The following is a 22,938-nucleotide window of genomic DNA, read 5'->3' as shown; positions in this document are numbered from 1 at the left end:
GCTTAGCCGAGCAATCGCCTGAACCCCTCGATCGGCAGTGGCCGACTGTGCAAATACCCCTGGAACAAATGGCAGCCCAGCTTTTGCAGGAACGCCAATTGCTCCGGGGTTTCCACGCCTTCGGCAATCACCGTCAGGTTCAGGCTGCGGGCCATGGCCACGATGGCGCGGATGATTTCGGCGTCGTTGGGGTCATGGGTCGCGTCGCGTACGAAGGACTGGTCGATCTTCAGCGCATCCACCGGCAGGCGCTTGAGGTACGTCAGCGATGAGTAGCCGGTACCGAAGTCATCCATGGCAAAACTGACACCGAGCTTCTTCAGGCGGCGCATCTTCGCCACGGTGTCGTCCAGGTTCTGAATCACGATGCCTTCGGTGATTTCCAGTTTCAGCAGGTTGCAGGGCAGTTGATGCCGCTTGAGGCTGCGCTCCACCCGTTCGACAAAGTCGTTCTGGCGAAACTGCCGGGGGCTGATGTTCACGCACAGGCTGAAATTCAGCGGGTCCACCACACCTTCGGCAATCAGCTGTGCAAAGGCGGCGCAGGCCTCGTCGAGGATCCAGGTACCCACTTCGAGGATCAGGCCGCTGTCCTCCAGGACCTTGATGAATTCGGACGGCGACTGCGCGCCCAACTGCGGATGCTGCCAGCGCACCAGGGCCTCGGCGCCGACGATCTTGTTGCCGCGCGCGTCCACCTGAGGCTGGTAATGCACGCTGAACTCGCCGCGTGACAGGGCTAGGCGCAGGTCGGTTTCCATGCGCAGGCGCTCGCTGGCGGCCTTTTGCATGCTGTTGTGGAACATCTGCGTGGTGTTGCGCCCCGAATCCTTGGCCCGGTACAGGGCGATGTCGGCGCGCTTGAGCAGGTCCGCCGGGGTGGTGCCATGGTCGGGAATCAACGCCACGCCGATGCTTGGCGTGACCTGCAGGCGATGGCCATCGAGGAACATCGGCTCCGAAAGCAATTCACGCAGGGTATCGGCCAGTTCCTGCACCTGGGTGCTGACTTGCGTGCGGGTGCCATCCAGGCCGCTGAGCAGTACCACGAACTCATCGCCGCCCAGGCGCGCCACCGTGTCCTCCATGCGCACGCTGGCTTCCAGGCGCGCGGTGACGATTTTCAGCACGGTGTCGCCCACCGGGTGGCCGAGGGAATCGTTGATGTGCTTGAAATGGTCGAGGTCGAGAAACAGCAGGGCACCGCGCAGGTTATGGCGCTTGAGCAAGGCGATCTGTTGGCTCAGGCGATCCATCAGCAGCGCACGGTTGGGCAGGTTGGTCAGCGGGTCGTGATAGGCCAGGTGGCGGATCTGCGCCTGGGCGTTTTTCAGCAGGCTCACGTCCCGCGCCGTCAGCAGCAGGCACGGGGTTTCATTGAGGGTGATCGGCTCGACCGAGACTTCTACCGCCAACACGTCGCCGCGCTTGTTGTGCCAGAGCATTTCCAGGTGAGGGATGCGCCCCTTGATCTGCAATTCGGCCAACAAGGCGGAACGCTGGTTTTCATCGGCCCAGATGCCGATCTGGTATAGCGTCAGGCCAATGGCTTCTTCGGCGCGGTAGCCGGTGAGGCGGCAGAAGCCATCGTTGACCTCCACATAACGGCCGGTGTCGCGCTCGGTGATGGAGATGGCGTCGGGGCTGGAATGGAAGGCCTTGGCGAATTTCTCCTCGCTGGCCTTCAGCGCGGCCTCCGAGCGTTGTTGCTGGGTAATGTCGCGCAAGGTGGTGACGATGCACGGCTGGTCGCCCACCTTGATCAGCCGGCTGGAAATCATGCAGGTCAGGGTTTGGCCGTTCTTGTGGTGCACTACGATGGCCACATTGCTCAACGCCTGGTCGCGAATCACCTGTTCGATACGCTGCAGGCGTTTGCTTGACTCGTCCCACAGGCCGATCTGCTCGGCGCTCTTGTCGATCACCTCGGCCGCCGTCCAGCCAAACGTCTGGGTGAAGGCGGGGTTGATCTCGATGAACGCGCCACTGTCCAGGCAGGTCACGCAGATGGGATCGGGGCTGGCCTGGAACAGGCTGGCGAACTTTTCTTCGGAGGCGGTCAGGCGTTGTTCGCGTTCCACCTGGTCGGTGATGTCCAGCAGGGTGCCGGCCATGCGCTGCGGCGCCCCTTGCTCGTCGCGGTAGAGGCGGGCGCGGCTTTCCAGGTAGCGCGAGCTGCCGTCGTCCAGTGGTACGCGGTAAGTCAGTTGGTAATTGCCGGCCGGGCCTTCGCGCAGGGTGCGATAAGCGTTGCGCATGTTCTCGCGCTCTTGCCTGGGCATGCCCTCGAAAAACGCCTCGAAGGATTCATGGAAGGGCTCGGGCGGCAGGCCGTGCAGTTGAGCGGCGCGGGCCGAGCCATAGAGCATGCCGGTGGGGATGTGCCAGTCCCACGTGCCCAGTTGTGCCGAGTCCAGGGCCAGGTCCAGGCGCTCCTGGCTGTCCTTGAGGGCATTTTCGGCGTTTTTGCGCTCGGTGGTGTCGAGAAAGGTGCTGATCAAGTAGGCCTCGCCCTCCAGCTCGACCTTTTGCGCGCTGAGGGTGCCATCGTGGATCTGGCCGTTGCTGGCGCAGAACTGCACTTCCATGGTGATGGGTTCACCCTTGCGCTGGGTGGCCTGGACCAACTGCGCGCGTTGCTCGGGGTGGCGCCACAGGCCCAGGTCCAGGGTGGTGCGGCCGATGGCATCGGCCACCGGCCAGCCGAAGAGCATCTCGAAATACTGGTTGGCTTCGCTGATCAGGCCGTCGGACTGGCGGGTCAACAGCACCATGTTCGGACACAGGTGAAACAGCGTGGCGAAGCGTTTTTCGGAATGGCTGAGGGCGTGCTCCCGCTCGCGCTGACGGGTGGTCTCGCGGATTACGCCGATCATGCGGCGCCGACCGGCCTTATCCGGTGCCAGGCTGCCATTGATCTCCAACCAGTGATACGTGCCGTCCGGCCATTGGATGTGATGGTGCATGGCCTGCTCGAACGGCTCGCCGGCCAGCACCGCATGAAAGGCGCGCACCACCCGGGAGCGATCCGACGGCGCCAGCAGGTCGAGGTAGTCCAGGTCCTTGGGCAGTGGTTGGCGCGGGTCGAAGCCGAACAGTGCCTGGGTGCCCCGTGACCAGCTTATTCTTCCGGTGTCGATTTCCCAGCACCACGCGCCCAGCCGGGCCGCGTTCAGGGCTGCCAGCAGTTGCGGGGCGCTGTCCCAGCTCTGCTCCGCCTGCTGGGGGTCCAGGGCGTAGATGCGGGGCAGGGGAGGTAGAGGGTCGACAGGGTTGCGCATTATCAAAGGGCCTTGGCTCGATGGGCAAACAGCGCGGTTTTATTCACAACCTGGGGCCGCACGGCGTCATACCGGTATCACTGGCAGATCCACCTGTGCATCCAACAGGCTCATGAACGCCCGCGCAGCGTTCGACAGTGTCCTTTCGGTGTGCACGATATAGCCTAGCTGGCGACTGAGTTGTATGCCCGGTAAAGCGATACTCGCCACCTGCTCATCGAGCATGGTGCGCGGCAACACGCTCCAGGCCAGGCCGATGGAGACCATCATCTTGATGGTTTCCAGGTAGTTGGTACTCATCGCGATGTTCGGCGTAAGGCCCTGGGCCTCGAACAGACGGCTGACAATATGGTGGGTAAAGGTATTACCGCCAGGGAAAACCGCCGGGTGGCCGGCAATATCGGCCAGGCTGACCTCGCGGTTGCCGGTAAGGCTGTGCTCCGGCGCCACCACGAAATCCAGCGGGTCGTCCCACACCGGGGTGGCGCTTACCAGGTGATGGGGAGCGGGTGCCAGGGTGATCACCGCCACTTCGGCGCGGCCGTGGAGGATTTCTTCGTAGGCCACTTCCGAATCGAGAAACTGAATATCCAGGGCCACGTTCGGGTATTCCCGGGTGAAGGTGCGCAGGATCGGTGGCAAACGATGCAGTCCGATATGGTGGCTTGTGGCCAAAGTGAGGCGGCCGCTGACTTCGCCGGTTAGGTTGGTGAGGGCGCGGCGGGTGTCGTCCAGCACGTTGAGAATCTGATAAGCGCGCGGCAGCAAGGCCCGGCCGGCTTCGGTCAAGCCGACTTCGCGGCCCAGGCGATCGAACAGTCGCACCTTCAATTGCTGTTCCAGGCCGGCGATGCGCTTGCTGATGGCCGGCTGGGTCAGGTGCAGGCGCTCACCTGCACCGGAGAAGCTGCCGGTCTCGGCGATGGCAATAAAGGCATTGAGGTTGGCCAGGTCCATGGGTGTATTCCAGTTGGTAATCCAAAGCATAAAAAATATGAATTTGAGTTATTTAATGTAGCGCCATACCATCAGCCTCACAAGCCAAAGGGTTATTGAAAAGCCCGGCGCATAGAAACACCGCTGATGAGGACCGACTGATGGCCGGCAAAACGCTTTACGACAAGCTTTGGGATTCCCATGAAGTGAAACGGCGCGACGATGGCTCGTCGCTGATCTATATCGACCGTCACATCATCCATGAAGTGACCTCGCCCCAAGCGTTCGAAGGCCTGCGGCTGGCCGGGCGCAAGCCTTGGCGCGTCGACTCGATCATCGCCACTCCGGACCACAACGTACCGACCACCCCGGAGCGCAAGGGTGGGATCGACGCCATTGTCGACACCGTGTCGCGCTTGCAGGTGCAGACCCTCGACGACTACTGCGACGAATATGGCATCACCGAATTCAAGATGAATGACGTGCGTCAAGGGATCGTCCACGTGATCGGCCCGGAGCAGGGCGCCACCTTGCCGGGCATGACCGTGGTCTGCGGCGACTCCCACACCTCCACCCATGGTGCGTTTGGCGCCCTGGCCCACGGCATCGGCACCTCGGAGGTGGAGCATGTGTTCGCCACCCAGTGCCTGGTCGCGAAGAAAATGAAGAACATGCTGGTGCGTGTCGAAGGCACCTTGCCCTTCGGCGTGACCGCCAAGGACATCGTGCTCGCCGTGATCGGCAAGATCGGCACCGCCGGCGGTAACGGCCATGCCATCGAGTTCGCCGGCAGCGCCATTCGCGACCTGTCCATCGAAGGCCGCATGACCATCTGCAACATGTCCATCGAAGCCGGTGCCCGCGTGGGCATGGTGGCGGCGGACGAGAAAACCGTTGAATACGTGAAGGGGCGCCCATTTGCACCGCAAGGCGCCGATTGGGACGCCGCAGTTGAAGCCTGGAAAGACCTGGTGTCCGACGCCGATGCGGTGTTCGACACCGTGGTTGAACTCGACGCTGCCCAGATCAAGCCGCAAGTCAGCTGGGGCACCTCGCCGGAAATGGTCCTGGCCGTCGACCAGAACGTGCCTGACCCGGCGCAGGAGACCGACCTGGTCAAGCGCGGCTCCATCGAGCGCGCCCTGAAGTACATGGGCTTGAAGGCCAACCAGGCGATCACCGACATCCAGTTGGATCGCGTGTTCATCGGTTCCTGCACCAACTCGCGGATCGAAGATCTGCGCGCGGCGGCGGTGATCGCCAAGGGCCGCAAAGTCGCCTCGACCATCAAGCAGGCCATCGTGGTGCCAGGCTCGGGCTTGGTTAAAGCCCAGGCTGAGGCCGAAGGCCTGGATAAGATCTTCCTCGAAGCCGGTTTTGAGTGGCGTGAGCCGGGCTGCTCGATGTGCCTGGCGATGAACCCGGACCGCCTGGAGTCGGGCGAGCATTGCGCGTCCACCTCCAACCGTAACTTCGAAGGGCGTCAGGGCGCCGGTGGCCGTACCCACCTGGTCAGCCCGGCCATGGCCGCCGCTGCTGCCGTCAACGGTCGTTTCATCGACGTTCGCGAATTGATCTGAGGAAAACCCGATGAGAGCTTTTACCCAACACACCGGTTTAGTCGCGCCGTTGGATCGTGCCAACGTCGACACCGACCAGATCATCCCCAAGCAGTTCTTGAAGTCCATCAAGCGCACCGGTTTCGGCCCCAACCTGTTCGACGAATGGCGCTACCTGGACGTGGGCTACGCCTACCAGGACAACTCCAAGCGCCCGCTGAACAAGGACTTCGTGCTCAACGCCGAGCGCTACCAGGGCGCCAGCGTGCTGCTGGCCCGGGAAAACTTCGGTTGCGGCTCCAGTCGCGAGCACGCGCCGTGGGCCCTGGAAGAATATGGCTTTCGCAGCATCATCGCGCCGAGCTATGCCGACATCTTCTTCAACAACAGCTTCAAGAACGGCCTGTTGCCGATCATCCTGACCGACGAAGAAGTCGACGAACTGTTCAAGCAAGTGGAAGCCGATGTGGGCTACCAGTTGACCATCGACCTGGCTGCGCAAACCGTGACCCGTCCGGACGGCAAGGTGTACCACTTTGAGGTGGACGCCTTCCGCAAGCACTGCCTGATCAACGGCCTGGACGATATCGGCCTGACCTTGCAGGACGGCGATGCGATTGCCGCGTTCGAAGCCAGGCACCGGGCGAGCCAGCCCTGGTTGTTTCGTGACGCATAAATTGATGTAGGCAGGACCGGCTTCATCGGGGGCAAGCCCCCTCTCACGGGGGGAGCGCATTCCAAATGTGGGAGGGGGCTTGCCCCCGATAGGGCCGGTACCAGCAACACACCCCTTGAAGGATGCCACCATGACCAGCACCGCCCACACCCAAGTCGTGCAAAAACAATTCGGCGAACAGGCGTCTGCCTACCTGAGCAGTGCCGTGCACGCCCAAGGCACCGAATTCGCGCTGCTCCAGGCCGAACTGGCCGGGCAGGGCGATGCGCGACTGCTGGACCTGGGTTGCGGTGCCGGTCATGTGAGTTTCCATGTGGCGCCATTGGTCAAGGAAGTCGTGGCCTACGACCTCTCCCAGCAGATGCTCGATGTGGTGGCCGCCGCTGCGCAAGATCGCGGTCTCACCAATATCGGCACCGTAAACGGCGCCGCCGAGCGCCTGCCGTTTGCCGATGGCGAATTCGACTTCGTGTTCAGCCGTTATTCGGCGCACCATTGGAGCGACCTCGGCGTGGCCCTGCGCGAAGTGCGCCGCGTGCTCAAGCCGGGCGGCGTGGCGGCGTTTATCGATGTCTTGTCACCGGGCAGCCCGTTGCTGGACACTTACCTGCAAACCGTCGAAGTGCTGCGCGACACCAGCCACGTGCGTGACTACTCCGCCGCCGAATGGATGCGCCAGCTCAGCGAAGCCGGCTTGCACGTACGCAACAGCAGCCGCCAGCGCCTGCGCCTGGAATACACCTCGTGGGTCGAACGCATGCGCACACCGCAAGTGTTGCGCGCCGCGATCCTGGAGCTGCAGCAGGCGATGGGCCAGGAAGTGCGCGATTACTACGAGATTCAGGCCGACGGCACCTTCAGCACCGACGTGCTGGTGGTCTGGGCCGAACGCTGATTAATTTTCCCGGCCTGCCCACGGGCAGGTCGCTCGATGAAATGAGGAACCCATGAGCAAGCAGATTCTGATTCTCCCTGGCGACGGTATTGGTCCGGAAATCATGGCCGAAGCGGTCAAGGTCCTGGAGCTTGCCAACAGCAAGTACAGCCTGGGCTTCGAATTGAGCCACGACGTGATCGGCGGCGCTGCCATCGACAAGCACGGCGTGCCCCTGGCCGACGAAACCCTGGACCGCGCCCGCGCCGCCGATGCCGTGCTGCTTGGCGCCGTGGGTGGCCCGAAGTGGGACAAGATCGAGCGTGATATCCGCCCTGAGCGCGGCCTGCTGAAAATCCGCGCGCAACTGGGCCTGTTCGGCAACCTGCGCCCGGCGATCCTCTACCCGCAACTGGCCGACGCATCGAGCCTGAAGCCGGAAGTGGTGGCGGGCCTGGACATCCTGATCGTGCGTGAACTGACCGGCGGTATCTACTTTGGCTCGCCACGGGGCGTGCGCGAGTTGGAGAATGGTGAACGCCAGGCCTACGACACCCTGCCGTACAGCGAGAGTGAAATCCGCCGTATTGCCCGCGTCGGTTTCGACATGGCCCGTGTGCGCGGCAAGAAGGTCTGCTCGGTGGACAAGGCCAACGTCCTGGCCTCCAGCCAACTGTGGCGCGAAATCGTCGAAGAAGTGGCCAAGGACTACCCGGACGTCGAACTGAGCCACATGTACGTCGACAACGCCGCCATGCAACTGGTCCGTGCGCCGAAGCAGTTCGACGTGATCGTCACCGACAACCTGTTCGGCGACATCCTGTCCGACCAGGCGTCGATGCTCACCGGTTCCATCGGCATGCTGCCGTCGGCGTCCCTGGACACCAATAACAAGGGCATGTACGAGCCTTGCCACGGCTCGGCGCCGGACATTGCGGGCCAGGGCATTGCCAACCCGCTGGCGACCATCCTGTCGGTCTCGATGATGCTGCGTTACAGCTTCAACCTGAGCGACGCTGCGGACGCGATCGAGAAGGCCGTGAGCCTGGTGCTGGACCAGGGCTTGCGCACCGGCGACATCTGGTCGCAGGGTTGCACCAAGGTGGGGACGCAAGAAATGGGCGACGCAGTAGTCGCCGCGCTGCGGAATCTGTAATCTCTCGGGCCCGCTTGCAGTTGTTGCTGCAAGGCGGCCCACTTTTTAACAAGGTGTAGTTGCGATGAAACGTGTAGGTCTGATCGGTTGGCGCGGTATGGTCGGTTCCGTGCTCATGCAGCGGATGCTGGAAGAGCAGGATTTCGATCTTATTGAGCCGGTGTTTTTCACCACTTCGAACGTAGGTGGCCAAGGGCCGTCCGTGGGCAAGGATATTGCCCCGCTCAAGGACGCCTACAGCATTGAAGAGCTGAAAACCCTCGACGTGATCCTCACCTGCCAGGGTGGCGACTACACCAGCGAAGTCTTCCCCAAGCTGCGTGAAGCCGGCTGGCAGGGTTACTGGATCGACGCCGCCTCGAGCCTGCGCATGCAGGACGACGCCGTGATCATCCTCGACCCGGTCAACCGCAAGGTCATCGACCAGCAGCTGGATGCCGGCACCAAGAATTATGTGGGCGGCAACTGCACCGTCAGCCTGATGCTGATGGGCCTGGGCGGCCTGTTCGAAGCCGGCCTGGTCGAGTGGATGAGCGCCATGACCTACCAGGCGGCGTCCGGCGCCGGCGCGCAGAACATGCGTGAGTTGATCAAGCAGATGGGCGCGACCCACGCCGCCGTCGCCGATCAACTGGCCGACCCGGCCAGCGCGATCCTCGACATCGACCGCCGTGTGGCCGAAGCCATGCGCAGCGATGCCTACCCGACCGAGAACTTCGGTGTGCCATTGGCCGGCAGCCTGATCCCGTGGATCGACAAAGAGCTGCCGAACGGCCAGAGCCGCGAAGAGTGGAAGGCCCAGGCCGAGACCAACAAGATCCTCGGCCGGTTCAAGAGCCCGATCCCGGTGGATGGCATCTGCGTGCGCATCGGCGCCATGCGCTGCCACAGCCAGGCGCTGACCATCAAGCTGAACAAAGACGTGCCGATCGCCGATATCGAAGGGCTGATCAGCCAGCACAACCCCTGGGTCAAGCTGGTGCCGAACAACCGCGACATCAGCATGCAGGAGCTGAGCCCGACCAAGGTCACCGGCACCCTGAATGTACCGGTGGGCCGTCTGCGCAAGCTGAACATGGGCACCCAGTACCTGGGCGCATTCACCGTCGGCGACCAACTGCTGTGGGGTGCGGCCGAGCCGTTGCGTCGCATGCTGCGGATCTTGCTGGAGCGTTGATCGCTTGAACCAATAATAGAAACCCGCGTTCTGGTGACAGGCGCGGGTTTTTTATTGTTCTTTCGGGCGCTATCGGGAGCAAGCCCCCTCCCACAGTGAACAGCATTTCAACGTTGGAACTCGGTTGAATGTGGGAGGGGGCTTGCCCCCGATAGCGCCATCAGCCACTCCACCAGCCCCAGGTTAATTGCCTCGCTCCCGGCCACCCGGTAAAGTGCCGCTCCCCCCGCAATGCCCGAGGCAGCCCCCATGACCCAGACCTTTGAAATTGCCGTGATCGGTGCCACCGGTACGGTCGGCGAAACCCTGGTGCAGATTCTCGAAGAGCTGGCATTCCCGGTGGGCACCCTGTACCTGCTGGCGGGCAGTAACTCTGCTGGCGCCTCGGTGCCGTTTCGCGGCAAGAACGTACGGGTCAAGGAGGTCGACGAATTCGATTTCAGCAAGGCGCAACTGGCCTTCTTCGCCGCAGGCCCAGCAGTCACCCTGAGCTTCGCGCCCCGTGCCACGGCGGCGGGTTGCTCGGTGATCGACTTGTCGGGAGCCTTGCCCGCCGAGCAGGCGCCCCAGGTGGTGCCGGAAGCCAATGCCCACGTCCTCGACGGCCTGAAAAAACCGTTCCAGCTCGGCAGCCCGAGCCCGTCGGCCACCAACCTGGCGGTGGTGCTGGCGCCGTTGCGCGGCTTGCTGGACATCCAGCGTGTTGCTGTCACTGCCAGCCTGGCAGTGTCTGCCCAAGGCCGGGAAGCCGTCAGCGAATTGGCACGTCAGACCGCCGAGCTCCTGAACGTGCGCCCTCTGGAACCTAAGTTCTTTGACCGGCAAATGGCCTTTAACCTGTTGGCACAGGTCGGCACGCCAGACGCCCAAGGTCATACCGCCCTGGAAAAGCGCCTGGTTCACGAACTGCGCGCAGTCCTGGAATTACCTTTGCTAAAGATTTCCGCAACTTGCGTTCAAGCCCCGGTGTTTTTTGGCGATAGCCTGACTGTGTCATTGCAATTGGGCGCGGCGGTTGATCTTGCCGCCGTCAACCGCGCATTGGAGGCCGCGCCGGGTATCGAACTGGTAGAAGAGGGTGATTACCCTACAGCCGTGGGCGACGCAGTCGGCCAGGATGTGGTCTACGTAGGCCGGGTGCGCGCGGGCGTGGATGACGCGGCTGAACTAAATCTGTGGCTGACGTCAGATAACGTACGCAAGGGCGCCGCCCTTAACGCCGTGCAGCTGGCGCAGTTGTTGATAAAACGCCTTGCGTAAAAGATACTTGGCGGCAATTTGTAGATTGATTCTAACCAGGCGCTATGCTTGGCCCCAAGCAGGAACAATTGCGCGTCGGTGACCTATCGGCTCGCCATGCCTTATGGCAAGCGGTTACCAACCTTCTCGCAGGCCGGGGAGTGTTCAAACAAAGGATGAGGCTATGGTTCAAGTTCGCAAACTGGTGTTAGCAATAGCGGCCGCCTCGGCGCTGTCCTCCGGTATGGCGCAGGCGCTGCAGCTGGGGGAAATGACCCTTAAGTCGACGTTGAACCAGCCGTTGTCGGTGGAAATCGAATTGCTCGATGTCGGTGGCCTCACGGCGTCCGAGATCACCCCGAGCCTGGCCTCATCCCAGGCATTCGTGGACGCGGGCGTCGATCGTCAGGCGTTTCTCGATGACCTGACGTTTACCCCGGTCATCAATCCTAGTGGTCGCAGCGTGGTGCGCGTCACCTCCAGCAAGCCGCTGCCGGATTCCTACGTACGTTTCCTGCTGCAGGTGCAATGGCCCAATGGCCGCTTGATGCGCGACTACAGTGTGTTGCTCGACCCTGCCAAGTTCGACCAGTCGGCTTCGACCTCCGCAGCACCTGCACCGCGCGTGGGAGCGCCCGCCCGCACTGCGCCCGTTGTGAGCACGCCGGCCCAGCACACCACCACCTCCCGCGACACCCTGTGGGAAATTGCGCAGAAGCACCGCAATGGCGGCTCGGTGCAGCAGACCATGCTGGCCATTCAGGCACTCAACCCCGACGCCTTTATCGACGGCAATATCAACCGCCTGAAAACCGGCCAGGTGCTGCGCCTGCCGGACACCGTACAAAGTACGGCGTTGCCGCAACCTCAGGCAATCGCCGAAGTGAGGGTACAAAATGCCGCCTGGCGCCAGGGTCGGCGCGGGGCGACCAATCAGGCGGCCGGCAAGCAGCAACTGGACGCCACCAAGCGTGCCCAGGCCGGCAATGCGCCGTCGACCACCAATACCCAGGACAACCTGAGCCTGGTCTCGGCTGAAGCAGCCAAGAAAGGCGGCAAGGGCAAGGCCGGCGACAGCCAGGTCCTGAGCGACAAGCTGGCGATGACCCAGGAGCAACTGGACACCACTCGCCGCGATAACGAAGAGCTCAAGAGCCGTGCCGCAGATCTGCAAAGCCAGTTGGATAAACTGCAAAAGTTGATTCAACTGAAAAACGATCAACTGGCCCGTTTGCAGGCAGAAAAAGGCGACCCGGCCGTACCGGCGACGGCAGCGATGCCCGCGCAGCTGGCAAGCGACCCGGCCGCCACGCCGGCAGCACCCGCTTCACAGGCCGACGCGCCAACGCCAACCCCGTCTGCGCCTGCACCTGAGGCGGCTAAACCGGCCGCCGCACCTGACGCCACCGAAGGCAAGTTCAATGATCTGCTGACCAACCCGGTTGTCCTCGGTGTGATCGGCGGCGCGGCTGGCCTGGTGGTGTTGCTGCTCCTGCTGCTGTGGGCGCGCCATCGCAACGCCCGCCGTGAAGAGGAAAAGCACTTGCGCATGGCGCGGGCGCTGGCTGAAGAGCCGGAATTTACCTCAAGCATCGAACAGGACCTGCCGTCGGACAGTTTCGAAGGCCTCGAAGTGCCGCCGCCGAACGTCAAGCTGGCAGCCGCTCCGGCACCTGCTCCAGTGGTTGCACCGGCAGTGGCGGTTCCGACGGTTGCCTCCGTGCTCGCGCCGCTGGCCGCTGCCGTGGCCCCGCAAAACGCCAACGATGCCCTGGCGCAAGCCCAGTCCCATATCGACCGTGGTCACCTGAACCAGGCCGCCGATGTGCTCGAGCAAGCGATCAAGCACGAGCCCAAGCGCAGCGACCTGCGGTTGAAGCTGATGGAAGTCTACGGCCTGCAAAGCGACAAGGACGGTTTCGTGACCCAGGAGCGCCAACTGGTGGCCAATGGTGAGAACCATGCCCAAGTCGAGCAACTCAAGTCGCGCTTTCCCGCGATGGCGGTATTGGCGGCGGGCGTCAGTGCCGCGGTTGCCGCCGCGGCCCTCGACGCTCAGTACGTCAAGGACCTGCTGGAAGACAAACCGGCCGTCCCAGCCGCCGAGCCCGATGCACTCGACACCGATTTCGACCTGAGCCTGGATGAGCTGGAGGCGGCTTCGCCAGCCAACCTGGACGACGAACAGACGTTTGCAGCGCTCCTGGAACAGCAATCGGCGTCCAAGGCCGACAAGGAAAACCTGTCGGACTTCGACCTGGATCTGCAGCCGAATACCCCGGCGTCCGAGCAGTCCGACGATGACTTCCTTTCCGGTCTTGAGGACCAGATGAAGGATGTGTCGGCAGTGGAGCCGCCGACGCTGACCCCATCGGCGCTGGATGACTTCGATTTGCCGGAGGATTTCGACCTGTCCCTGGCGGACGAACCAGACGCAGCGGCCAAGCCGGATGCCTTCGCTTCGGAGCTGGACGATGTCAACGCCGAGCTGGATCGCCTGTCCCAGAGCTTGGAGAATCCGCCCATCGAACCCTCCTTTACCGCCGAGGACGCGGCGCTGGGTGGGGATGAGCCGGAGTTCGACTTCCTGTCCGGCACGAATGAAGTCGCCACCAAGCTCGATCTCGCCCAGGCCTATATCGACATGGGGGATGCCGACGGCGCGCGGGACATCCTCTCCGAAGTACTCACCGAAGGTGATGAGACGCAGCGCGGCGAGGCCAAGGAAATGCTCGGCAAAATCTGAAGGTTGATGCCGGTGCGGTGTGGGAAGGTCAATCCCCAACAAAAGCGCACGCCACGCAGCTGGCGCATTTATAATGGCCGCCTTCGCGCAACTCATCAGGCTCTCAGTTCTTGGCAAATATAGATAACCCGGCCGCCGAAATGGCGGCCGCTGGCTTTTACCGCATCGCCCTCGGCGTGGAATACAAAGGCTCGCGCTATCGCGGCTGGCAGCGTCAGGCGTCAGGCGTGCTGACGGTGCAGGAAACCCTGGAGAAGGCGCTGTCGAAAGTGGCTGACTCCCCGGTGTCATTGATGTGCGCCGGGCGTACCGATGCCGGTGTGCATGCCTGCGGCCAAGTGGTGCACTTCGATACCCAGGCCGAACGCACGATGAAGGCCTGGGTGATGGGTGCCAATATCAATCTGCCCCACGACGTCAGCGTCAGTTGGGCCAAGGTCATGCCTGCGCACTTTCATGCGCGCTACAAGGCGATTGCCCGGCGTTATCGCTATGTGATCTACAACGACCAGATCCGTCCTGCGCACCTCAACGAAGAAATCACCTGGAACCACCGTCCGCTGGATGCCGAGCGCATGGCCGAGGCTGCGCAGCATCTGGTGGGGGTGCATGATTTCAGTGCGTTCCGCGCCGGCCAGTGCCAGGCCAAGTCGCCTATCAAGGAAGTCCACCACCTGCGGGTGACTCGCCACGGCAAGATGATTGTGCTGGACATCCGCGCCGGTGCCTTCCTGCACCATATGGTGCGCAACATTGCTGGCGTATTGATGACCATCGGCACTGGCGAACGCCCGGTGGAATGGGCCAGGGAAGTGCTGGAAAGCCGCATCCGCCGCACGGGCGGCGTCACGGCGCATCCGTTTGGCCTGTACCTGGTGGACGTGGAGTACCGCGACGAGTTCGAGCTGCCCCAGCGTTTCATCGGGCCACACTTCCTCACAGGGTTCAGTGAACTTGGCGGCTGACGCCTGGAAAAGCTTTTGTTACCATCCGGGACTTTATCGGTCCAACCCCTGAGGTTTCTACGACATGCCTGCCGTTCGCAGCAAGATTTGCGGGATTACCCGCATAGAAGACGCGCTGGCGGCAGTCGAGGCGGGAGCGGATGCCATTGGCCTGGTGTTTTATGCCAGGAGCCCACGGGCGGTGAATGTGTTGCAGGCGCGGGCGATCATTGCGGCGCTGCCGCCGTTCGTCACCACCGTGGGCTTGTTCGTCAACGCCAGCCGCTGCGAACTCAACGAAACCCTGGATGCCGTGCAGCTGGATATGCTGCAATTTCACGGCGACGAAACCCCGGATCAATGTGAAAGCTACCAACGCCCGTATATCAAGGCGTTGCGGGTCAAGGCGGGTGACGATATAGCGATGGCCTGCGCTGCCTATTCCGGCGCGCGTGGCATTCTGTTGGACACGTATGTCGAAGGCGTACCCGGTGGTACCGGCGAAGCGTTCGATTGGTCGCTGATCCCTGAAGGATTGAGCAAGCCGCTCATCCTGGCCGGAGGGCTCAACCCTGGCAATGTCGGTGCGGCGATTCAACAGGTCCGACCGTATGCCGTGGATGTCAGCGGTGGGGTAGAGCAAGGCAAGGGCATCAAGGATCACGACAGGATTCGCGCATTCATGCAGGCGGTGCGCAACAGCTGTGGCGGGATGTGACGGCTGGCAGTCTGCCGCCGTCCATAACTACCACTGTGTAAAACAGCCCGGCTCCGCCTGAGGGCGGCCCGGAAATGAAGTGGCAACCTGCACTGGCAGGTTGTCTGGAAGGCTGAGGATGCAGGCTGGAAATGGCAGGTCGAACGTCTGACCCCGTCCAGCCTGCGTCATCGCCACATATGAATTTAGCTCAAGGGCATACGCGGGGCTGTGTTCAAGCCACCGGTACTGGAGAAAGAAAGCATGAGCAACTGGTTAGTAGACAAACTGATCCCTTCGATCATGCGTTCCGAGGTGAAGAAAAGCTCGGTTCCTGAAGGTCTGTGGCACAAGTGCCCATCCTGCGACGCGGTGCTGTACCGCCCTGAGCTGGAAAAGACCCTGGATGTTTGCCCCAAGTGCAACCACCACATGCGTATCGGCGCCCGCGCCCGTATCGACATCTTCCTCGACGCCGACGGCCGTAACGAGCTGGGCGCCGACCTGGAGCCGGTCGACCGTCTGAAGTTCCGCGACGGCAAGAAGTACAAGGACCGCCTGACCGCTGCGCAAAAGCAGACTGGTGAGAAGGACGCGTTGATTTCCGTCAGCGGCAAGCTGCTGGGCATGCCGGTGGTGGTCTCGGCGTTCGAGTTCTCCTTCATGGGCGGCTCCATGGGTGCCATCGTCGGTGAGCGCTTCGTGCGCGCCGCCAACTACGCCCTGGAAAATCGTTGCCCGATGATCTGCTTCGCCGCCTCCGGTGGTGCGCGGATGCAGGAAGCCCTGATCTCCCTGATGCAAATGGCCAAGACCTCTGCGGTGTTGGCGCGTCTGCGCGAAGAAGGCATTCCGTTCATCTCCGTGCTGACCGACCCGGTCTACGGCGGTGTTTCCGCCAGCCTGGCGATGCTGGGCGACGTGATTGTCGGTGAGCCAAAAGCCCTGATCGGCTTTGCCGGTCCGCGCGTGATCGAGCAGACCGTGCGCGAAAAATTGCCGGAAGGCTTCCAGCGCAGCGAGTTCCTGCTGGAGCACGGCGCAATCGACCTGATCATTCCGCGCGGTGAGCTGCGTCCACGCCTGGGTAGCCTGCTGGCGCAGATGATGGGCCTGCCGACACCTGTTTACGTCGCGCCTAAAGTCGAGCCGATCGTTGTGCCGCCGGTGCCTGCGAACCTATGACCCAACGTACCCTGGGCGAATGGCTCGCCTACCTCGAGCAGTTGCATCCGTCCGCCATCGACATGGGCCTGGAGCGCTCGCAACAGGTAGCGGCCCGCCTTGGGTTGGGCCGGCCGGCGCCGCGTGTGATCACGGTGACCGGCACCAACGGCAAGGGCTCTACCTGTGCCTTTGTTGCCGCGCTGCTGCAAGCGCAGGGGCTAAAAGTCGGCGTGTACAGCTCGCCGCACTTGCTGCGTTACAACGAGCGGGTGCAACTCAATGGCGTCGAAGCCAGCGATGAGCAACTCTGCGAAGCCTTCGCCGCACTCGATGCCGGGCGCGGTGAGATTTCCCTGACTTACTTCGAAATGGGCACCCTGGCGGCGTTCTGGCTGTTCGAGCGTGCGCAGCTGGATGTGGTTGTATTGGAAGTGGGCCTGGGCGGGCGCCTGGACACCGTCAACGTGGTGGATGCCGACCTGGCGCTGGTCACCAGTATTGGCGTGGACCATGCCGACTACCTGGGGGATACCCGCGAGTCCGTGGCCTATGAAAAGGCCGGGATTTTCCGTCCGGGCAAGCCTGCGCTGTGCGGTGACCTGGATCCGCCGCAGCCCTTGCTGGACAAGGTGCGTGAGCTGGACTGCCCATTCTTCCTGCGTGGCCGCGAATTCAATCTTGAAATCGGTGACCGGCACTGGCAGTGGCGCGGCCGGGATGCCCGTGGGCTGGTTGTAGAGCTGCGTGATCTGCCCTTGCTGAACCTGCCGATGGAGAACGCCGCGCTCGCGCTGCAAGCCTATCTGTTGCTGGACCTGCCTTGGCAGGCTGAGCAGATTGCTGCGACTTTGCTGGCGACTCGCGTGGTGGGACGCCTGGATCGTCGTGCGTTCGACTGGCACGGCAAGCGCCTGAACCTGCTGCTGGATGTGGGGCATAACCCCCATGCAGCGCAATACCTGGCCAAGCGCCTGGCACGCACGCCGCCGGCGGGGCGTCGCCTGGCTGTATTCGGTTTGCTCGCCGATAAGGACCTGGAGGGCGTGGTTGCGCCGTTGCTGGACAGTGTCCAGGCTTGGGCGGTAGCGCCGCTGGATACGCCCCGCAGTCGTCCGGCCCATGAGCTTGAAACCGCGTTACAGAACCTTGGTGCGCCGGTGGCGTCGTATGCAAGCGTGACTGCCGCCCTGGAGGCACAGTGCGCGGTAGCGACGGCCGAGGACGAAATTCTGTTGTTCGGATCATTTTATTGTGTTGCCGAGGCGCTTGAGTGGTTGGCCCGGCGCTCCACGGAGGAAGCTGCACATGGCATTACTGGATAGCGCATACAAGCAGCGAATGGTTGGAGCCCTGGTGCTGGTGGCATTGGCGGTGATTTTCCTGCCGATGCTGTTTTCCCGCCAGGACGAGCAGCGCCAGGTGGTTGTCGAGGCTCCGGCTGCGCCCCAGGCACCGGCAGTGCCGCAAGTGCAGGTGGAGCCGGTGGTGGTGCCTGAGCCGCAGGCGTTGCCGGAAGAAGAGCCGGTGCCGACCGACGATGAGGTGGCTGCGCAGCAGGCGCCGTCGATGCCGGTGCAGCCAAGCGTGCCGGTGGTCAAGCCGACACCTGCTCCGGCTGTCGCCGCCAAGCCGGCGACGCCTGCGCCTGCGCCCAAACCGGTGGCGCCGCAGCCTGCCGCGCCGGGCAAGCCGGATGTGGGTCAGAGCCGTATCGATCCGAATGGTCTGCCGATCAGTTGGTCGATCCAGGTGGCCAGCCTGGGCAATCGTGAAAGCGCCGACGCCTTGCAGAAGAAGCTGCGTGCCCAGGGCTACAACGCCTACATCCGTAGCGCCGACGGCAAGAACCGAGTGTTTATCGGGCCGCTGATCGAGCGCGCCGAGGCCGACCGGCTGCGGGATTTGCTGGACCGTCAGCAGAACCTGAAGGGCTTCGTGACCCGCTTCCAGCCTGAGCGCGGCTGAGTCCGTGGAATGCAATCCAATGTAGGAGGGGGCAAGCCCCTCCCACAATGGTTTTGCAGTGGGGTTGAAATCGGGCTGGCCCGCCACAAACTATTGATTTGCAAAGCAGCCGCAATCACAGCTTACCGACAGCCCGACGCTCTGCTAAAATGCGCCGCCTTATCCGTCCGTAGGCTCAAACGTGCCATTTACCTGGGTTGACTGGGCGATCGTTGCAATCGTCGCCATCTCCGCTTTGATCAGTCTAAGCCGCGGCTTCGTAAAAGAAGCACTGTCGTTGCTGACCTGGATCATCGCAGGAGTCGTAGCCTGGATGTTCGGCGGTTCATTGTCGGTCTACCTGGCCGGATACATCGAGACACCTTCGGCTCGCGTCATCGCGGGCTGCGCCATCATGTTCATCGCCACGCTGCTGGTGGGGGCAATGGTCAATTATCTTATTGGCGAGTTGATACGTGTCACCGGCCTCTCCGGGACCGATCGATTTCTCGGCATGGCCTTCGGTGCCGCGCGTGGCGCGTTGCTGGTGGTCGTGGCGGTCGGGCTGTTGAGCCTGGGGCCGGTACAGCAGGATTCGTGGTGGCAGGAGTCGGTCCTCGTGCCAAAATTTCTATTGGTTGCAGATTGGTCCAAGAACCTCATCTTGGGGTGGAGCAGTCAGTGGCTGGCCAGCGGAATCAGCGTACCCGCTGATCTTCCGTTCAAGGAACACCTCTTGCCGGCCAAAACGCCGCAGTAAGTTGTGTTCAGTCAAGATTCATTAAGTAGGGGTTGCGTCGCATGTGTGGCATCGTCGGTATCGTCGGTAAGTCGAACGTCAATCAGGCGCTGTATGACGCGCTAACCGTCCTCCAGCACCGCGGCCAGGACGCTGCCGGTATTGTGACCAGCCACGACGGCCGGTTATTCCTGCGCAAGGACAATGGCCTGGTACGTGACGTGTTCCATCAGCGTCACATGCAGCGCCTCGTCGGGCACATGGGCATTGGCCATGTGCGTTACCCGACCGCCGGTAGCTCGACGTCGGCCGAAGCTCAACCGTTCTACGTCAACTCGCCTTACGGCATTACCCTGGCGCATAACGGTAACCTGACCAACGTTGAGCAATTGGCCAAGGAGATTTACGAATCTGACCTGCGCCACGTCAACACCAGCTCCGACTCGGAAGTGCTGCTCAACGTGTTCGCCCACGAGCTGGCCCAGCGCGGCAAGCTGCAGCCGACCGAAGAAGATGTGTTCGCCGCCGTGATCGACGTGCATAACCGTTGCGTCGGCGGTTATGCCGTTGTGGCGATGATCACCGGCTACGGCATCGTCGGCTTCCGTGACCCCCACGGTATTCGCCCGATCGTGTTCGGCCAGCGTCACACCGACGAAGGCGTCGAGTACATGATCGCGTCCGAAAGCGTGTCCCTTGACGTGCTGGGCTTCACCCTGATCCGCGACCTCGCGCCGGGCGAAGCGGTGTACATCACCGAAGACGGCAAGCTGCATACCCGTCAGTGCGCTGTCGCGCCGAAACTTACCCCGTGCATCTTCGAACACGTCTACCTGGCGCGTCCGGATTCGATCATCGACGGCGTTTCGGTGTACAAGGCGCGCCTGCGCATGGGCGAGAAGCTGGCCGACAAGATCCTGCGCGAGCGTCCCGAGCACGACATCGACGTGGTGATCCCGATCCCGGACACCAGCCGTACCGCTGCGCTGGAATTGGCCAACCACCTGGGAGTCAAGTTCCGCGAAGGCTTCGTGAAGAACCGTTACATCGGTCGCACCTTCATCATGCCGGGCCAGGCGGCGCGCAAGAAGTCGGTGCGCCAGAAGCTCAACGCCATCGAACTGGAATTCCGCGGCAAGAACGTGATGCTGGTGGACGACTCCATCGTGCGCGGCACCACCTGCAAGCAAATCATCCAGATGGCCCGTGAAGCCGGTGCGAAGAACGTGTACTTCTGTTCCGCAGCGCCTGCCGTGCGTTACCCGAACGTGTACGGTATCGACATGCCGAGCGCCCACGAACTGATCGCACACAACCGTACGACCCAGGACGTGGCCGATCTGATCGGCGCCGATTGGCTGATCTACCAGGACCTGCCGGACCTGATCGAAGCGGTCGGCGGTGGCAAGATCAAGATCGAGCAGTTCGACTGCGCCGTGTTCGACGGCAAGTACGTGACCGGTGACGTCGACGAGGCCTACCTGAACAAGATCGAGCAGGCGCGTAACGACTCGTCGAAGATCAAGACCCAGGCGGTCAGCGCGATCATCGATCTGTACAACAACTGAGTAGACACCGGCCCTGAGGGGCCGGTTTTGTATCTTAAATAAAGAATTGAGTAAGGAGTCGCAGCATGAGTCAGGAATGGGATGCCGGTCGCTTGGACAGCGACCTCGATGGCGTAGCTTTCGATACCCTGGCTGTGCGCGCCGGCCAGCACCGTACCCCGGAAGGTGAGCACGGTGACCCGATGTTCTTCACCTCCAGCTACGTGTTCCGCACGGCGGCCGACGCTGCTGCGCGCTTTGCTGGTGAAGTGCCAGGTAACGTTTATTCCCGCTACACCAACCCGACTGTGCGCGCGTTCGAAGAGCGTATCGCGGCGCTGGAAAGCGCAGAGCAGGCGGTGGCGACGGCCACCGGCATGGCGGCGATCCTGGCGGTGGTGATGAGCCTGTGCAGTGCCGGCGACCACGTGCTGGTGTCGCGCAGCGTGTTCGGTTCGACCATCAGCCTGTTCGAGAAGTATTTCAAGCGCTTCGGTATCGAAGTGGACTACGTGCCCCTGGCGGATCTGTCCGGGTGGGGTGCGGCAATCAAGTCCAACACCAAGCTGCTGTTCGTCGAGTCGCCATCCAATCCGCTGGCCGAGTTGGTGGATATCGCCGCGTTGTCCGAAGTGGCTCACGCCAAAGGCGCGATGCTGGTGGTCGACAACTGTTTCTGCACGCCTGCCTTGCAGCAGCCGCTGAAGCTGGGCGCGGACATTGTGGTGCACTCGGCCACCAAGTTTATCGATGGCCAGGGCCGTTGCATGGGCGGTGTGGTTGCCGGCCGCAGCGAGCAGATGAAGGAAGTGGTGGGCTTCCTGCGCACCGCCGGCCCGACCTTGAGCCCGTTCAACGCCTGGATCTTCCTCAAGGGCCTGGAAACCCTCAGCCTGCGTATGAAAGCCCATTGCGCCAACGCCCAGGCCCTGGCCGAGTGGCTGGAGCAGCAGGACGGTATCGAAAAAGTGCATTACGCCGGCCTCAAGAGCCACCCGCAGCACGCATTGGCCCAGCGCCAGCAGCGTGGTTTCGGCGCCGTGGTGAGTTTCGAAGTGAAGGGCGGCAAAGAGGGCGCCTGGCGCTTTATCGATGCGACGCGCCTGATCTCCATCACGGCCAACCTGGGCGATAGCAAGACCACCATTACCCATCCGAGCACCACCTCCCACGGACGCCTGGCGCCGCAGGAGCGTGAGGCGGCCGGTATCCGGGACAGCCTGATCCGCATCGCGGTCGGCCTGGAAGATGTCACGGATCTGCAGGCTGACCTGGCTCGCGGGCTGGCTGCCTTGTGATCGAGTGGTCCCTGGAGGCCGCGGCGGCCAGTAATGGGCGCGTCGCCCTGGTGACGGGCGCGGCGCGGGGTATTGGCCTCGGGATTGCGGCGTGGCTGATCAGCGAAGGCTGGCAGGTGGTCTTGACCGACCTCGACCGCGAGCGCGGTTCCAAGGTGTCCAAGGTGCTGGGCGAAAACGCCTGGTTTATCACCATGGACGTGGCTGACGAGAAACAGGTGGCCCAGGGGGTCGCCGAAGTCCTGGGGCAGTTCGGTCGCCTGGACGCGTTGGTCTGTAACGCTGCGGTGGCCGACCCACACAATATCACCCTGGAAAGCCTCGACCTGGCCTACTGGAACCGCGTGCTGGCCGTTAACCTGAGCGGGCCGATGTTGCTGGCCAAGCATTGTGCGCCCTACCTGCGTGCCCATGGCGGGGCCATCGTCAATCTGGCCTCGACCCGGGCTCGTCAGTCTGAACCGGATACCGAAGCCTACGCGGCGAGCAAAGGGGGGCTGTTGGCCCTTACTCACGCCTTGGCGATCAGCCTCGGGCCGGAAGTGCGGGTGAATGCGGTCAGTCCTGGCTGGATCGATGCCCGCGATCCTGCTGCGCGGCGTGCCGAGCCTTTGACCGATGCCGATCATGCCCAGCATCCGGCGGGCAGGGTGGGTACGGTAGAGGACGTGGCAGCGATGGTGGCGTGGCTGCTGTCGCGCCAGGCCGGGTTCGTCACCGGGCAAGAGTTTGTGGTGGACGGTGGCATGAGCAAGAAGATGATTTACAGCGAGTAGGACGGGTAGCCGTCTTGAAGCCATTTTGTCTTTTTCAGAAAAACTTCAAGCAGGCTATTGACTTAGGTCCGCTACCTGCGTAAATTTCGCGGCCTCAACGAAGCAAAGGGTGATTAGCTCAGCTGGGAGAGCATCTGCCTTACAAGCAGAGGGTCGGCGGTTCGATCCCGTCATCACCCACC

18 protein-coding genes and 1 tRNA gene are annotated in these 22,938 nt (G+C 62.6%); 17 read left to right on the top strand and 2 right to left on the bottom strand.

What is annotated here, in order from left to right:
- Positions 1 to 2 precede the first annotated feature (2 nt).
- Positions 3 to 3,281 carry an EAL domain-containing protein gene (locus tag AC07OT_RS30530; protein WP_495109835.1) on the bottom strand — a complete coding sequence of 1,093 codons (3,279 nt, stop codon included), beginning with the start codon at positions 3,279 to 3,281 and terminating at the stop codon, positions 3 to 5.
- Positions 3,282 to 3,347: 66 nt separating this feature from the next.
- On the bottom strand, positions 3,348 to 4,238 hold the full coding sequence (locus AC07OT_RS30525) for a LysR family transcriptional regulator (RefSeq protein ID WP_495109834.1): 891 nt from the start codon (positions 4,236 to 4,238) through the stop codon (positions 3,348 to 3,350).
- A gap of 140 nt (positions 4,239 to 4,378) precedes the next feature.
- Between AC07OT_RS30525 and leuC the strand changes: the two genes are divergently transcribed.
- The 17 genes from leuC (at position 4,379) to AC07OT_RS30440 (ending at position 22,936) form a co-directional block, all read left to right on the top strand.
- Positions 4,379 to 5,797, top strand: a complete 1,419-nt coding sequence (gene leuC, locus AC07OT_RS30520; protein WP_104503694.1) for a 3-isopropylmalate dehydratase large subunit — start codon at positions 4,379 to 4,381, stop codon at positions 5,795 to 5,797.
- A gap of 10 nt (positions 5,798 to 5,807) precedes the next feature.
- Positions 5,808 to 6,452, top strand: coding sequence for a 3-isopropylmalate dehydratase small subunit (leuD, locus tag AC07OT_RS30515; protein WP_027604069.1), 645 nt, complete (start codon positions 5,808 to 5,810; stop codon positions 6,450 to 6,452).
- 130 nt (positions 6,453 to 6,582) lie between these two features.
- A complete protein-coding gene (locus tag AC07OT_RS30510; protein WP_495109833.1) occupies positions 6,583 to 7,347 on the top strand; it encodes a class I SAM-dependent methyltransferase in 765 nt (254 codons plus the stop codon).
- A 52-nt stretch (positions 7,348 to 7,399) separates the two neighbouring features.
- Positions 7,400 to 8,482, top strand: a complete 1,083-nt coding sequence (gene leuB / locus AC07OT_RS30505; protein WP_017530190.1) for a 3-isopropylmalate dehydrogenase — start codon at positions 7,400 to 7,402, stop codon at positions 8,480 to 8,482.
- A gap of 64 nt (positions 8,483 to 8,546) precedes the next feature.
- Entirely contained in the window at positions 8,547 to 9,659 is a 1,113-nt protein-coding gene (asd, locus tag AC07OT_RS30500) for an aspartate-semialdehyde dehydrogenase (RefSeq protein ID WP_027604071.1), read from the top strand.
- 249 nt (positions 9,660 to 9,908) lie between these two features.
- On the top strand, positions 9,909 to 10,919 hold the full coding sequence (locus tag AC07OT_RS30495) for an aspartate-semialdehyde dehydrogenase (RefSeq protein ID WP_495103253.1): 1,011 nt from the start codon (positions 9,909 to 9,911) through the stop codon (positions 10,917 to 10,919).
- 163 nt (positions 10,920 to 11,082) lie between these two features.
- Positions 11,083 to 13,644: a motility hub landmark protein FimV gene (locus AC07OT_RS30490; RefSeq protein WP_495109832.1), complete on the top strand. Its 2,562-nt coding sequence runs from the start codon at positions 11,083 to 11,085 to the stop codon at positions 13,642 to 13,644.
- Positions 13,645 to 13,784: 140 nt separating this feature from the next.
- A complete protein-coding gene (gene truA / locus AC07OT_RS30485) occupies positions 13,785 to 14,609 on the top strand; it encodes a tRNA pseudouridine(38-40) synthase TruA (RefSeq protein ID WP_495109843.1) in 825 nt (274 codons plus the stop codon).
- Between the two features lie 64 nt (positions 14,610 to 14,673).
- Complete coding sequence (locus AC07OT_RS30480; protein ID WP_495109831.1) at positions 14,674 to 15,306, top strand: phosphoribosylanthranilate isomerase; 633 nt, start codon at positions 14,674 to 14,676, stop codon at positions 15,304 to 15,306.
- A 243-nt stretch (positions 15,307 to 15,549) separates the two neighbouring features.
- Positions 15,550 to 16,470 (top strand): acetyl-CoA carboxylase, carboxyltransferase subunit beta, encoded by a 921-nt coding sequence (gene accD, locus AC07OT_RS30475; RefSeq protein WP_027604076.1) that lies wholly within the window; start codon positions 15,550 to 15,552, stop codon positions 16,468 to 16,470.
- Positions 16,467 to 17,774 carry a bifunctional tetrahydrofolate synthase/dihydrofolate synthase gene (gene folC, locus AC07OT_RS30470; protein ID WP_495109830.1) on the top strand — a complete coding sequence of 436 codons (1,308 nt, stop codon included), beginning with the start codon at positions 16,467 to 16,469 and terminating at the stop codon, positions 17,772 to 17,774. Before accD ends, folC begins: the two co-directional genes overlap by 4 nt.
- Entirely contained in the window at positions 17,758 to 18,417 is a 660-nt protein-coding gene (locus AC07OT_RS30465; protein WP_495109829.1) for an SPOR domain-containing protein, read from the top strand. Before folC ends, AC07OT_RS30465 begins: the two co-directional genes overlap by 17 nt.
- Before the next feature lie 181 nt (positions 18,418 to 18,598).
- Positions 18,599 to 19,156, top strand: coding sequence for a CvpA family protein (locus tag AC07OT_RS30460; RefSeq protein WP_003192538.1), 558 nt, complete (start codon positions 18,599 to 18,601; stop codon positions 19,154 to 19,156).
- A gap of 41 nt (positions 19,157 to 19,197) precedes the next feature.
- Positions 19,198 to 20,703 (top strand): amidophosphoribosyltransferase, encoded by a 1,506-nt coding sequence (purF, locus tag AC07OT_RS30455; RefSeq protein WP_027604079.1) that lies wholly within the window; start codon positions 19,198 to 19,200, stop codon positions 20,701 to 20,703.
- Between the two features lie 65 nt (positions 20,704 to 20,768).
- Positions 20,769 to 21,980: an O-succinylhomoserine sulfhydrylase gene (locus AC07OT_RS30450; protein WP_495109828.1), complete on the top strand. Its 1,212-nt coding sequence runs from the start codon at positions 20,769 to 20,771 to the stop codon at positions 21,978 to 21,980.
- A gap of 11 nt (positions 21,981 to 21,991) precedes the next feature.
- Positions 21,992 to 22,756, top strand: coding sequence for an SDR family oxidoreductase (locus tag AC07OT_RS30445; RefSeq protein ID WP_027604081.1), 765 nt, complete (start codon positions 21,992 to 21,994; stop codon positions 22,754 to 22,756).
- 107 nt (positions 22,757 to 22,863) lie between these two features.
- Positions 22,864 to 22,936, top strand: a tRNA-Val gene (locus AC07OT_RS30440).
- Positions 22,937 to 22,938 lie beyond the last annotated feature (2 nt).

Source organism: Pseudomonas sp. GW821-FHT09C10, assembly GCF_059418085.1.
Note: the sequence above shows the minus strand (reverse complement) of the source record. Positions and strands in the feature narration are given on the sequence as shown.

What these genes read in the sequence shown, in the direction of transcription:
- folC (WP_495109830.1), top strand. Translation starts at nt 16,467, where the DNA reads ATGACCCAACGTACCCTGGGCGAATGGCTCGCCTACCTCGAGCAGTTG.
- truA (WP_495109843.1), top strand. Translation starts at nt 13,785, where the DNA reads ATGGCGGCCGCTGGCTTTTACCGCATCGCCCTCGGCGTGGAATACAAA.
- leuD (WP_027604069.1), top strand. Translation starts at nt 5,808, where the DNA reads ATGAGAGCTTTTACCCAACACACCGGTTTAGTCGCGCCGTTGGATCGT.
- leuC (WP_104503694.1), top strand. Translation starts at nt 4,379, where the DNA reads ATGGCCGGCAAAACGCTTTACGACAAGCTTTGGGATTCCCATGAAGTG.
- AC07OT_RS30530 (WP_495109835.1), bottom strand. Translation starts at nt 3,281, where the DNA reads ATGCGCAACCCTGTCGACCCTCTACCTCCCCTGCCCCGCATCTACGCC.
- accD (WP_027604076.1), top strand. Translation starts at nt 15,550, where the DNA reads ATGAGCAACTGGTTAGTAGACAAACTGATCCCTTCGATCATGCGTTCC.
- AC07OT_RS30465 (WP_495109829.1), top strand. Translation starts at nt 17,758, where the DNA reads ATGGCATTACTGGATAGCGCATACAAGCAGCGAATGGTTGGAGCCCTG.
- asd (WP_027604071.1), top strand. Translation starts at nt 8,547, where the DNA reads ATGAAACGTGTAGGTCTGATCGGTTGGCGCGGTATGGTCGGTTCCGTG.
- leuB (WP_017530190.1), top strand. Translation starts at nt 7,400, where the DNA reads ATGAGCAAGCAGATTCTGATTCTCCCTGGCGACGGTATTGGTCCGGAA.
- purF (WP_027604079.1), top strand. Translation starts at nt 19,198, where the DNA reads ATGTGTGGCATCGTCGGTATCGTCGGTAAGTCGAACGTCAATCAGGCG.
- AC07OT_RS30450 (WP_495109828.1), top strand. Translation starts at nt 20,769, where the DNA reads ATGAGTCAGGAATGGGATGCCGGTCGCTTGGACAGCGACCTCGATGGC.
- AC07OT_RS30525 (WP_495109834.1), bottom strand. Translation starts at nt 4,238, where the DNA reads ATGGACCTGGCCAACCTCAATGCCTTTATTGCCATCGCCGAGACCGGC.
- AC07OT_RS30490 (WP_495109832.1), top strand. Translation starts at nt 11,083, where the DNA reads ATGGTTCAAGTTCGCAAACTGGTGTTAGCAATAGCGGCCGCCTCGGCG.
- AC07OT_RS30510 (WP_495109833.1), top strand. Translation starts at nt 6,583, where the DNA reads ATGACCAGCACCGCCCACACCCAAGTCGTGCAAAAACAATTCGGCGAA.
- AC07OT_RS30480 (WP_495109831.1), top strand. Translation starts at nt 14,674, where the DNA reads ATGCCTGCCGTTCGCAGCAAGATTTGCGGGATTACCCGCATAGAAGAC.
- AC07OT_RS30495 (WP_495103253.1), top strand. Translation starts at nt 9,909, where the DNA reads ATGACCCAGACCTTTGAAATTGCCGTGATCGGTGCCACCGGTACGGTC.